8 protein-coding genes and 1 pseudogene are annotated in these 11,658 nt (G+C 52.0%); 2 read left to right on the forward strand and 7 right to left on the reverse strand.

Annotation, left to right across the window (positions count from 1 at the left end; all coding sequences use genetic code 11):
* Positions 1-134: 134 nt before the first annotated feature.
* Together LIX00_RS17055 and LIX00_RS17060 are read right to left on the reverse strand one after the other, a co-directional pair.
* Positions 135-1,220 (reverse strand): ABC transporter ATP-binding protein, encoded by a 1,086-nt coding sequence (locus tag LIX00_RS17055; RefSeq protein ID WP_227355746.1) that lies wholly within the window; start codon positions 1,218-1,220, stop codon positions 135-137.
* Between the two features lie 2 nt (positions 1,221-1,222).
* Positions 1,223-1,894 (reverse strand): RraA family protein, encoded by a 672-nt coding sequence (locus LIX00_RS17060; RefSeq protein WP_227355747.1) that lies wholly within the window; start codon positions 1,892-1,894, stop codon positions 1,223-1,225.
* A 92-nt stretch (positions 1,895-1,986) separates the two neighbouring features.
* Here LIX00_RS17060 and LIX00_RS17065 point away from each other — a divergent pair, with 92 nt between their 5' ends.
* Positions 1,987-2,808 (forward strand): carbon-nitrogen hydrolase family protein, encoded by an 822-nt coding sequence (locus tag LIX00_RS17065; protein ID WP_227355748.1) that lies wholly within the window; start codon positions 1,987-1,989, stop codon positions 2,806-2,808.
* Positions 2,809-2,856: 48 nt separating this feature from the next.
* Positions 2,857-3,639 carry a TrmB family transcriptional regulator gene (locus tag LIX00_RS17070; RefSeq protein WP_227355749.1) on the forward strand — a complete coding sequence of 261 codons (783 nt, stop codon included), beginning with the start codon at positions 2,857-2,859 and terminating at the stop codon, positions 3,637-3,639.
* A 180-nt stretch (positions 3,640-3,819) separates the two neighbouring features.
* Here the strand turns inward: LIX00_RS17070 and LIX00_RS17075 are convergent, their stop codons facing one another.
* The 5 genes and pseudogenes from LIX00_RS17075 to LIX00_RS17090 form a co-directional block, all read right to left on the reverse strand.
* Positions 3,820-5,892 (reverse strand): DUF262 domain-containing protein, encoded by a 2,073-nt coding sequence (locus tag LIX00_RS17075; RefSeq protein ID WP_227355750.1) that lies wholly within the window; start codon positions 5,890-5,892, stop codon positions 3,820-3,822.
* A 244-nt stretch (positions 5,893-6,136) separates the two neighbouring features.
* Positions 6,137-6,268: pseudogene (locus LIX00_RS26540) on the reverse strand (DUF8139 family protein); the annotation flags it as partial.
* A 295-nt stretch (positions 6,269-6,563) separates the two neighbouring features.
* Positions 6,564-6,908, reverse strand: a complete 345-nt coding sequence (locus LIX00_RS17080) for a hypothetical protein (protein WP_227355751.1) — start codon at positions 6,906-6,908, stop codon at positions 6,564-6,566.
* A 110-nt stretch (positions 6,909-7,018) separates the two neighbouring features.
* Positions 7,019-8,335, reverse strand: a complete 1,317-nt coding sequence (locus tag LIX00_RS17085; RefSeq protein ID WP_227355752.1) for a hypothetical protein — start codon at positions 8,333-8,335, stop codon at positions 7,019-7,021.
* The gene (locus LIX00_RS17090) at positions 8,328-11,510 is read right to left on the reverse strand and encodes an AAA family ATPase (RefSeq protein ID WP_227355753.1); all 3,183 of its coding nucleotides are present in this window, start codon (positions 11,508-11,510) and stop codon (positions 8,328-8,330) included. The genes LIX00_RS17085 and LIX00_RS17090 overlap by 8 nt, the downstream gene beginning before the upstream one ends.
* Positions 11,511-11,658 lie beyond the last annotated feature (148 nt).

Below are 11,658 nucleotides of genomic sequence, written 5' to 3' on the forward strand. Positions count from 1 at the left end.
CTCGTCAGGACGACGCGAGACAGAGGAGTCCGGGACGGGATGGAGTCATACGCGGGTGGCCGAGGTCACACCCCGAATAGCGAGTTAGGAAGAACAGAGACTGTGCCAAACTACTGTGGAAACAAGGAGAGCGGTCAGTAGACGCAGTCGCCGGATCTGGTCTCGAAGAGGTGGATGCGCTCGCGGCGGAAGGTCACCCGGCGGGTCTCCCCTGCGTCGACGCGCTCTTCGCCTTCCACAATGGCCTTGAATGCGTGGTCGCCGACATCAAAGTGGACAATTTTGTCTTTGCCGGTCGGTTCGACGAATTTTACATCAGCGTCGAAGCCCTCTTCGCCATCGTCGCCCACGAGATCAACGTGTTCAGGGCGGACGCCGAAGCGCATCGATTCGCCGGATGACAGCAGTTGGTCAGTTTCGTTCCCGTCGATGCGGACCGAGTTGAAGCCGAGATCGGCGCGGAGGTCATCGTTACTGCCAGCGAGTTCACAGTCGAAGAAGTTCATCGAGGGCGTGCCGATGAAGTGGGCGACAAACTCGTTGTTCGGGTTGGCGTACACCTCCTCGGGTGCGGCGAACTGCTGTATTTCGCCGTCGTTCATAACGACAATACGGTCGCTCATCGTCATCGCCTGCTCTTGGTCGTGGGTGACGTACACCGTCGTCACGCCAATGCGGCGGTGGAGTTCCTGTAACTCCTCGCGAATCTCGACACGGAGTTTCGCGTCGAGGCTCGCGAGCGGTTCGTCAAGGAGGAACACGTCCGGGTCGAGGACGGTCGTTCGACCGATGGCAACGCGCTGTTGCTGGCCACCGGAAAGTTCACTCGGACTGCGGTCAAGCAGATCCGCGATGTCGAGCATCTCCGCGGCTTCAACCACCCGGTCGGTGCGCTCACCTTTGGAGACGCCGCCGACGCTGAGGCCGAACTCCATATTTTTCTGGACGGACATGTGCGGGTAGAGCGCGAGGTTCTGGAACACCATTCCGACGTTACGCTTCTCTGGCGGTGCGTCGGTTACGTCCTCTCCACCAAACAAGACTGTGCCGCTGGATGCCTCTTCAAGGCCTGCAATGATGCGGAGCGTGGTGGTCTTGCCACAGCCGCTCGGGCCGACGATGCTGATGAACTCACCGTCCTGAATCTGTGCATCTACGCTCTCAACCGCTTGAAGACTCCCGAACCGCTTGCCGACGGCGTTGAGGCTAATCGACGTCATAGTCAGTCCGATCGCATCTCCTTGACGAGGTCATTTGCATTTGAGATGTCGGCGACCGATTCGCCGTTTTCGATGCGGTCGATCGTCGCCGCTTCGCTTTCGAGGGCAGTCTCGCCCTGTTCGAGCGCGCGTTCGGCTTTATCGGGCGGGAGGAACAGGACACCGTCCTCGTTCATCAAGACCACGTCGCCGGGTTCGACCACCGCTCCACCGACCTGCACCGGGACGTTGATGTCGCCACCGCGTCCGTGAAGTCGGGTTGTCCGGGCGGACCGACCGCGGGCAAATACTGGAAAGTCGAGGTCGTCGATGTCCCACGAGTCTGTGATGGCACCGTCAATGACGGCAGCCGCGGCACCACTCGCCATCGCACCCCGCGTCGTCATTTCCCCCCACGGTGCGTTCTCGGTGTGGCCCTGCATGTCCACGACGATAACGTCGCCCGGTTCGGCGAGTTCGGTTGCTTTGTGGACCATCGTAGAGTCTTCTGGCGGGATGCGGACGGTCAGTGCGGGACCGGCGACGGTCAGCGGTCCTTCCGGTCCAGTACCCATGTACTCCACGTCCGCGGATGGGAAGCCGAAGTGGCGGTGGTGGCCGACGTCGTTCGGCGAAATACTAGCGAGTCGTTCGACGAGTCGTTCCTCGGGACGGTCGAGGTCGTTGATGACCATGGCATGTGAAGGCAATTCGCTGTATAAGATGGTTTACGACCACTCTGCGGTAGTGAATTACGTATTTTATGTGTGGGTGGATACCATGGCCTATGGCGAAGACAAGGGTTGCGGTCTGTCAGATGGACTCGAAAAACGACAAACAAGCCAACGTCGAGACAGCGCTAGCGCTGCTCGACGAGGCAGCCGATGAGGGAGCCGACTTAGCCGCCCTTCCGGAGATGTTCACCTTCATGGGGGACAAAGACAAGTACCGAGGAGCAGCCGAAGAGGTTCCTGGACCAGTCACCGAGAAACTCGCGGCGAAGGCGAACGAGCACGATATGTGGGTTCACGGAGGGAGCATGTTCGAGGTAGCTGACGAAGAGGGGAAAGTTCACAATACGACCGTGGTGCTCGGTCCCGACGGCGACCAGCGCGCACAGTACCGGAAGGTCCACCTCTTCGACGTGGAAATCGGCGACGAGGTAGTGACACAGGAGTCCGCCCGGGTCGTCCCCGGCGATGATCTCGTGACGTTCGATGCTGGATTCGCGACGATCGGTCTCGGCATCTGTTACGACCTGCGGTTTCCGGAACTCTTCAGTACTCTCGCCAAGCAAGGAGCGGACGTCATCGTCCTCCCAGCGGCGTTCACAAAACACACCGGTAAGGACCACTGGGAGTCACTCCTTCGCGCTCGGGCGATAGAGACCCAGTCATACGTCCTCGCACCGGGCCAGATCGGCGACAAGCCGAACTCAGTCCCGAGCTACGGGCGGTCGCTAATCGTAGACCCATGGGGAAACGTGGTCGCGAAGGCCAGCGACACGGTCGGAGTTACGACTGCCGATCTCGACTTCAACTACCTCCAACAAGTGCAAAAAGAATTGCCATCACTCACACATAAGCGTCCAGAATTATACGAGGTATGAAAATTTAGCTAATAGGTTTATGCAAACAAAATAATGTTTCGCGTAGACATGGGAACATCACTTGCCGACGACTTCGAAATATACCTCCACGAAATCGGACTCTCAGAGTATGAAGCACGTGCATATCTCGGCGTCCTACAGAGCGGGACGACGACCGCTAAAGAGATATCGGATGCCGCTGACATCCCCCAGTCACGAGTGTACGATGTCCTTGAATCACTCGAATCGAAGGGATTCGTCACCATCCAGCCGGGGCGACCGAAGAAATTCGGCCCAATAGAACCAGAACTGGCCATCACGCAGTTCGTCCAGCACAAGCGAAGCAACATGGAAGCCGAAATTAAACGTAGCCGGAACATCGGTGACAAGTTCCTCGACGCGCTTGATGGCCAGCAGTTCCAATACCGCCAGAACGATGAAATCGACGTGTTCTGGTCGTACAAAGGCAAGAACTACATTCTGAAGCAGTTCGGCCAGTACTGTCGTAGCGCTACCGACGAAGTCCTGATGATAACCAAGGGCAACAGCTTCGAGCGCGTTGTCAGTACTCACAAAGAAACACTCCGTGACCGCCACGACCACGGCGTCGACATTCGCATCATCGTCCCGAAAGACGAAGTCAGAGATATCGTGCTGGACACCGCAAACAAGTGGGCCACCGTCCAGAACGGGGACGCCATTGAGGGCCGCATCTACCTCTTTGACTCCAAGCGCGTTCTCGTGACGTGGCTGAGCGACCAAGAAGATCGGTTCGTGGCAATGGCGACTCAGAGTTCGCAGTTGCAGAACACGATCCGACAGTTGTTCGAACTCGCATGGAGCGACACCTAAGCGGGCGACCGTTGTTCGCTCCTTGCCGGAAGGTAGGATAAAAACTGTAATTGGGAGCTTGCCCATCAGCTAGCGAGCACCGAGGAGGCTCCAATCGAGAAAATCCTCGTTACCAATGATCTGTGAAAGCAGAGCAGACATTCCGTCCAGCCTTGCTACGAGAAGTCGATTCGCTATCACTCATTCCTCTCCAGTGGCTGGATACCAGGATTTTTGCTTCGTGTATGCAAGTCCCTCGCGACGGAGTTCGTAGAGAATTTGTTGTACGGAAGTTCGTTGATTGCTCCAGCGGTCTGTCCACTCGATGGGTGAGTCTTCGTATGAAGCTGCCTTCTTGTGTATGCTTCTGAGTGCCCAACCCGGCTTATCAAGGAGTGCACGCATCACGGCCAACTCAGCTGGTGAGATTTCTGCTTCGTCTACGTCACCTTGATTGTACGCATCATAGATGTCGCGAAGTTCGGTTGCCACCGGAAATGGACGCGGGTCGGCATTAAGTGACCACTCCTTAAGCGCAAACTCGACGATCTCTGACTCCCGACGTTCGATGGCTTCTCGATCAAACGTTTCGATATCCGCAAGCACCTTTTGGACCTTCAGCATCGAGTTTGCGTACGCTGTTTGCCGATTTTCATCCTCAACATCAGACACACGCTTCTTTTGATCAAACGGAATGGCGCCGTAGGTGCTGTTCCAGTAACGACTTGCGACCGTCAAGTTCCCAAGTCGATGGACGAAATCTTCGTACTCGCCTTGTAAGTCTGGCGGGATGTGAGTTTCATCAAGGGCTTGTGCCAGTACGTGTTCAACCTGAAACTCCGAAGAGAGTATCTGCTCGAGATTCTGATGTACAGACTCTCGGTCTTCGGCTTCTAACGCTTGCCCATAGTGGAAGAATAAATACCGGATATCACGGCTCGCGACTGAATTATAGAAGTCTGGGCTACGAAGGGCTCGCTCGAAACGATCATCATCAGTGTAATCACGTGTTATAGACTCAAGCCGCTGAATCGCCATTTTAACAGTATATTCTGAGCTGGTATGAATATCATGAGCGAGTCGGATGAGTTTTCCTTGCCCCGTGTCCGAACGCCGTCGATCAATGGCATACATACGGAATACGAGCGTCTCACATGCCGCTACGATCTCGGTCAGATCATTGGGGTTATCTCCAAACCTGAGTTCGGCGGCTAGCAAGACTGGAAGGATGTTCGCAAGTCGTCCTAACGTCAGCAATCGCAGCAGCCGCTTTTGTAATCGCCCTGATTTCTGACTCGGTCTGAATATCGAATCAAACGCTGTAGCGGCCTCTCGAAGTCCTGCTGTGTAATTATCGATAGTCGATCGCGTCTGGTCATACTCCCCAGCTCGATATTTCTCATGCAACCGTTTTTTCAGTGTATCGAGATTGTTGAAGTACTCATTCGAATCAAAGCCGTTGTACAATCCCCAGTGAAACTGTTGAACGCTATCCTCGGTGAAATCCGTCACTCGACTGTGTCCATTCTCGAAGACGTTGAGATCGCGGTATATACCACCAAAGCGCTTGTTAATCTGATCTCTGAGAGCTTGGCCACCCCCCGCGCGGTTCTGCATGTACATTAGGAAGCTTTTGGTTTTCTCTAATGACGAAAGTGGCTTCCCACGGTCGTTGATACTCTCGAAGATTGACGCCGCCTCTGAATCATCGTCGACTTCGACGACGTTTAATTGGAAGTTATACCGGAGACGACTAGCAAGTTGTAGTGGCGATACTTCATCAGTTAGTTCCTCGATTTTGGTTTCAAAGTGATCTCTTGCGTTCTCTAGTCGTGTCTGTGAGGGTGTACTTGCTTCGAGATTCATAGATCCGAGAATACAGTCCTGGAAGAATTCTGTGTCCTGCCCTTGAGGTAGGAGTCTAGGGCGGTCGCGCGGAAGTTGAATTAGATTGGCTTCGTCGAGAGCAGTATGTACGGAGTCATCATGCTCGCCCAGCACATCCAATAGAATTAACGCGGTCGTCAATCGCTGTTGTCCATCAACGATCCGGTACACGGTAAGTTGGCGTCCGGATTCCGTAGTGTACGACTCGTTTTCCTTATCTAAAATTACGTTGCCGAAAAAATGAGTGCGATCCTTCGGTAGATATCGCAAGTCATCGATTAAGTCGTCAAGTTGGCTTGTTTCCCATGCATAGCTGCGCTGATATTCTGGGATATCGAATAGCCCATCGAGAAATAATGATTCTAAATCTTGAGAGTGAGTCTGCATAGTGCTGTCCTAGTGTCGGGTTTAATCAACTCTTCGATGATGTCAGTGTAGTTGATCGAGCAGTACCAGAATTTAATTCTGCTCCTGAAGAGCCATCAGCAAATATCAAAGATATCGATCAATCCAGTGTTCTTGGTGCAAGCCATACAGTACTCCGAAGACCATACAACTCAATCCCTGCTCCAAATTCAGCAGTCTATATTCCATCCACCAAGTGTTTATAATTGCGACTGAGCATAAGAAGTTACACGAATGGCGGTATTCGAAGGTGGTGAGCAATACATCCGCCAAGAGATTGACCGCGCCCAGTCTCGTCTCCGAGAGTGTCCTGCAAGACGTTCGTGATAGTGCCCTCTTTCCCGTGGTGGTCACTATCGGGATCAGTCCTCCCATTAGGGTTACTCCGGAACTCGTAAAACGAATTCCAAGAGTAACGCTCACCTCACCGAGTCTCAGATATCGAGTTTTTGTACGAGTCGGTCAGTCGGTCGATCGTCAGCGACACGCCAGAGACCCTGCGGCCAGAATTGCTCTTTGTAATCTAGAACTGCATTGACTTCTGCTGGCTGCATGTCGATCTCTTCGTACTGGTCGACGGCAAAGACGTCTATTGCTGGGCCACCGTCCCAGTATTCATCGCGAATATACTCCGTCTGCCAGAATTCACCGATTCATCCCTTTGCGTGGTACTGACTCGTTTTGTTTCGATACACCAGTAACGGATCACCAGTCTCCATGCGGTCGAAATTACGACGATTCCGCTCCCAATCGCCCTGCTCTTGATCAGTCCGCACACCCCATACACGGGCCTGATCAGGGAATCTGTTTGGTTTCTCATCTCGGTCACTTACATCGATTTTCTGATTGAGCGTCCGTTGGAACGACCGTTCGTCGACTGGAATGAGCCAGAGTTGGGTCATGAATTGATAAAGAAAATAATCATACTTGAAACTATGGCTTGAGAGATAGGTTAACGCCATGAATATGACCATCTGGGACAAGAACACGACCTGCACTCGTTAGTATAGAATACTAACCGAGAATTATGCTCAATGAGTTGGTGATATAACCTTGAAAAAATAGTATACGATGGTGAGTCTCACAATTTCGATCTAAATAGGTGAGATTAGTTGTCTATTCTACCAATCATGGTATCGGAACCGAGTTCAGTGGCAGTTTGATGACTGATCCTTCCAACATTAGACGCAGCGTCCACACCATCCGTAATCAAGACGCCCTTCAGTACGACATCAGTCTCGTCTAAATAGGATTTACCAACTTTAGCGTACTTCATATACTCTAAGAGTTCTTTCAACCCTCGTCCAAACGTTCGGTCATTATCTGAATACTTGATTTCTCCAAGCGTGACTTCCTGTAGCGTCTGGCTTCCGCCCACTGTCTGATGTATTGTAATCACAATATCGGGGCGTCCTTGATACAGGCGTGAATCAGCAGATCGATTGAAAAATGACTCGATCATCTCGCTATGGGTCTCTAACACTTCTCGATACCGTTCGAAAAACGGATGCTCAATTGGCTCCTCGTCGAGTGGTTCATAGAACCTTAGTGGGCCACTCTTATCGTGGTAAACATCGACCCGAAGATCTTCGCTCTCGAGCACGGCTATCTCATCTGCGCCGGGTTCGATCACTTGTAATTCGACCCCTGGATAGTCCTTGGCAAGACCCCGAATTAGTCGGAACACGCAGAACAACTCAAACAGCCGGGGAAGTCGATCTGGAACAACGAGTGTTGACCGCAATAGTTCTTGCACTGCCTCATCCGTAAACTCGTTCGCAAGCAGTTGCTCGTATAGCGTATAAAGTTCGTATGCTTCGGCATACAACTCCTGTCGAGACGTCCGAGCAGCGTTCAGATCCCGCTGGGTCAATTGGATCTCGTTTGCGTCTGGAATCCGATTCAAGTGCACGTTCTGTGCGAACAGTCGCTGGAATTCATCAATGAGTGACTCGTCCCAGCGTTGAATTCGCCATTCGTGATCCGTCTGGGTGAGATCACGGGAAAGTGTTTGTTCAATCACCGACAACAATTTCTTGAGAACTCGATTCTCAGGGATATCATAGGCAACACCGGGAGTCTCACAGGCAAACACCGAGCGATCGCCATAGCTCGTCGTCGATCGGAGTTTCATTGTTTGATTCCAGTTGATCGCCCCCCGAACCTCATTCCGACTCGTTTGTGCTTCCCGCTGTGTTACTGTCTTAATGCGCCGGAGACGCTCTGGGAGCTTTCGGACGAACTCGACGGCTTGCTCTGAAAGACAGAAGTGAATCCGTTTGAGTCGATCGAAGTCCGCAATATCGAGTGCTGTAAAGTCCAGTGCTCTCGCAATCGAACGCTCGTTGATCGTCCCTGCTTGGAGGAATGTGACTAATTCAGATTGGACCCCTAGAATGAGATCGTCTTGACTGAGTTTACTCATCGGTGCTGAAGTCGATGTCAAAGTAGTCGGCTGCTTTCCGCTGCAGGAACTGGTCGTCAAGATCAAGTTCGGTACCTTTTGCAGATCCATCCATGAGAGAAATGATCAGCTTTTGTTGACGTTCCGGTCGAAGTCCTTCGAGCTGTGGGAACACGAGTGCGACAAGTGCTGAGGACAGTGCCTCTCCCTTATGAGTGGTGTCCTCAGCGATTCCGTAGGCTTTCAGGTACCCAAGCATGTCTCGGACAATCGACGGCCCGATCTGGCGGTATGAGTTGACCGTCGCCCAGATAGCGCTCACCTCATTGTAGACCGCATTAAGCACAGGTTCGAGTGATGGGTCATCCGCAATCCAGACGGATGCATAGTTTTCATTCTCGCTGGGATCGAGTAGCGAGGTTCTTACGCCTGTTTCATCCTCGAGCGATGGAATACCGATGTGGATGAAATTGAAGCGACGCATGAACGCATAGGACATCTCGTAGAGCGAAGTCTTATCGAATGTGTTCATTGTCGCTAAGAGACGCCACGACGGCGTCACTGGGAAGCAATTGGGATTCGTGAGGATATCCTCGAGTTCGTCTTGATCGGCATCAGCATCAACTGGGCGGATCTCAATCGGATTCTCACGTTCATAGGGGAGTGTCACGGAGTCACCGGCGAGAACCGAGAACAGAGGTCCGAAGGCTTTGTCAATATCGGCGCGATTGATTTCGTCGACGACTAGCCAATCGTTCGTGACGCTGCCATCTCGTAGACAGTTAAGAAACACTCTGGGTTGGAATACCAGTTCATCGCCTTCACTACCTGTAGAGGGAACATAGCCACCAATTGTATCGAACGTTGTCCACTCGGAGGTGGCGGTCAAAAACGTGTGGTCGTTGACTTGGGGGTATTCGGTGCACTGATTGCAGATACTCTTGGCGAGCTTGGTTTTCCCCGTTCCTGGTGGCCCGGTGAAGATGATGTGTTTGCCGGAATTGAGTGTAGCCTCGACTTGTCTCCGGATGGCATCGCTGTTCTCGAAGTAGAGTTCCTCGGGAATGTCGATCGAGACATCGAGTGGTTGGAGTTTCTGTTCAAAGGTTTCGGTGCGAATTTGTGGGGTTTCGACTGGATCTTCAAGTGCGAGTATCGTCTCGAATTCCTCCACTGATAACTCAAAAAGGCTCCCCTGAGCACGATTCGCGATGGGCTCTGAATCTTCTAAGTCAGGAATCTGAGTGAGCTCTTCCCAACTTATCTCATCAACGGGCCGTTTGTGTCTAATCCGTATTCCTTCGACTGGTCCGTCATATCCCTCTGGCTCTTCTTTGTGTAGTCCCTCGACAATCTCTCCTTCTGCAACGATCTTCTTGACAGGGTGTGATTCATAGAATAGGATACGGTCTCCTTGCGATGCACGTTCAAACGCACTACGGATGCGTCGTTTGTTGCCTTTCTCATTGTAGGCCGTGTAGAATATCTCACCACCACCTTCGATTTCTCTTACTTCCCAGATTTTCGGGCTCGCTGTGACCCAGAAGTACTGTGTCTCGGTCTGTTCTTCAAGGAGATATTCACCAGCGGCAGTGGGCAATTGGCAAAGGTAGGCTTGGACGACGTTTCCATTCCGATCGAGTGGGTAGTATTTCCGATCGCCTCGAAGCTCCTCTCGTAAAAGCTCGTCACGGATCTCTAAGAGTGGTCGAGGGTCGTTGAATGGATGAAAATCAACTTCGACACGGTATCGTTCTTCGTCTCCTGATCTATGTGTGATTGCGGTCTCTGTGACTGTTGAGTAGCCAACTAACGCTTCGTCGTAGTAGTGGAAGACGACGTCACCACGGTCGAGAATAGATAAGTCATGACTCCAGTGGTTGTCTACACTCGCACTAAGATAGCCTTCGTCGATTTCTGCTCTGTTTGTTTGATTGACCCAGTAGTACTGTGTCTCTGGTGAGTCCTGGAGTGGTTCGAGGAGCGCTTGTTGATCGAGCTCCTTGTGATTGGCAAGCTCACTAACGAGTGTACGATAGTACTCTGGGGACAAGTCGTCAAGCGTGTACGATTTGATCGTATCAGAGGACTCGTTGACTCTGAGCTGAACTCCATTTTGACCGAATGTCGCGATCCAATCGACATCGATGAATTTGGTATGGTGAATCTCTTCTTGGTCTGAGGTGGCGTAGTACGGCTTGGTGACGACGCCAATACCGTAAATAGTATCTACGGATTCTGGATCCCGTGTTCCTCGTTTTGCGACGACGAGGTCGCCTTCTTTGATCTCATGTTGGAACCGATACAACATGCCATCGCCATGATTGACTGGTGCAGATGCTGGATCAGAGGTGGCTTGTTCTGTGGTGAGGTCTGTACCAGTATCATCCGTTTTCGCGGAGTCAAAACCAATAGAGACAACGCCCTTGTCGTTCCAGTATGGCCAATACTTTCCATCTCGCCCGGGAGTTATCTGCCAAATGGAAACCGAGGCTTCGGTGTCTGCTAGATCATCGTCTGATTGCTTCTCTTTCTTTTCGAGAACCATTCGATACAGTTCCTTGGCTTCTTCGTGGGATTCACGTTCGACATCGCCCGGACGTACTTTGTCGATGACGTTCAGCAGTTGGTCGATCTCGAGATTAACGGGGACTTCATGATCGGTTCCAGCGGTCGCATGACCACAGATCTCTAGGTAGGCTTCTTTGAAGTCCTCAAATATCTCAACGCCTTTCTCATAGGTGCTTGGTCGGGGATACCCGAAGAACGCAAGTCCGCGTTCAGCAGAGCCATTGATAATGGGATACGATTCGTTGTGGATAAGGCCGAATAGTTCCCACAAGGTCTTTCGTGCGCCCAGACGGGATTGCCACGCTCGGTTGTATTGATCTGCATCTCTGATCTCCGTGAAGAGATCGGCTAATTCTTGATCACTATTGCCTTTCTCGGTTCGCCACTTTTCATAGATAACCTCCGAGCTTCCCGAGCGTTGGGCGCTATGGAGAAGATCCCAGAGGTTGGAGAAGGAATCATGGTTTGGATTCTCGAGTAACTGGTTGAGCTGCGTGCGTGCGTTGGACGGGGTATAATCACCGAATAGTGTGAAATGTATTCCCTGTCGGTATTGGTGGGCGACCTCACTCCATTTCTCTACTATTGCTTGTGAATCAGTCGAAAGAATTTGCGTAGAGGCCATATTGTAATGTGCGAAAAGAGCACAATAAGTGTGTTCACCAGTAAAGGCGAGCACTACGAGTATGGCGAACGGGATGGGGACAATGAGTTTACAAGCGGTTATTTGGCAGCTTCTCGTGGATAAGTAAGTTCAGTTTGATGGGATAGAT

Origin of the sequence: Haladaptatus salinisoli (genome assembly GCF_020614375.1) — an archaeon.
Classification (GTDB): Archaea; Halobacteriota; Halobacteria; order Halobacteriales; family Haladaptataceae; genus Haladaptatus; species Haladaptatus salinisoli.

What these genes read in the sequence shown, in the direction of transcription:
- LIX00_RS17060 (WP_227355747.1), bottom strand. Translation starts at nt 1,894, where the DNA reads ATGGTCATCAACGACCTCGACCGTCCCGAGGAACGACTCGTCGAACGA.
- LIX00_RS17070 (WP_227355749.1), top strand. Translation starts at nt 2,857, where the DNA reads ATGGGAACATCACTTGCCGACGACTTCGAAATATACCTCCACGAAATC.
- LIX00_RS17085 (WP_227355752.1), bottom strand. Translation starts at nt 8,335, where the DNA reads ATGAGTAAACTCAGTCAAGACGATCTCATTCTAGGGGTCCAATCTGAA.
- LIX00_RS17055 (WP_227355746.1), bottom strand. Translation starts at nt 1,220, where the DNA reads ATGACGTCGATTAGCCTCAACGCCGTCGGCAAGCGGTTCGGGAGTCTT.
- LIX00_RS17090 (WP_227355753.1), bottom strand. Translation starts at nt 11,510, where the DNA reads ATGGCCTCTACGCAAATTCTTTCGACTGATTCACAAGCAATAGTAGAG.
- LIX00_RS17065 (WP_227355748.1), top strand. Translation starts at nt 1,987, where the DNA reads ATGGCGAAGACAAGGGTTGCGGTCTGTCAGATGGACTCGAAAAACGAC.
- LIX00_RS17075 (WP_227355750.1), bottom strand. Translation starts at nt 5,892, where the DNA reads ATGCAGACTCACTCTCAAGATTTAGAATCATTATTTCTCGATGGGCTA.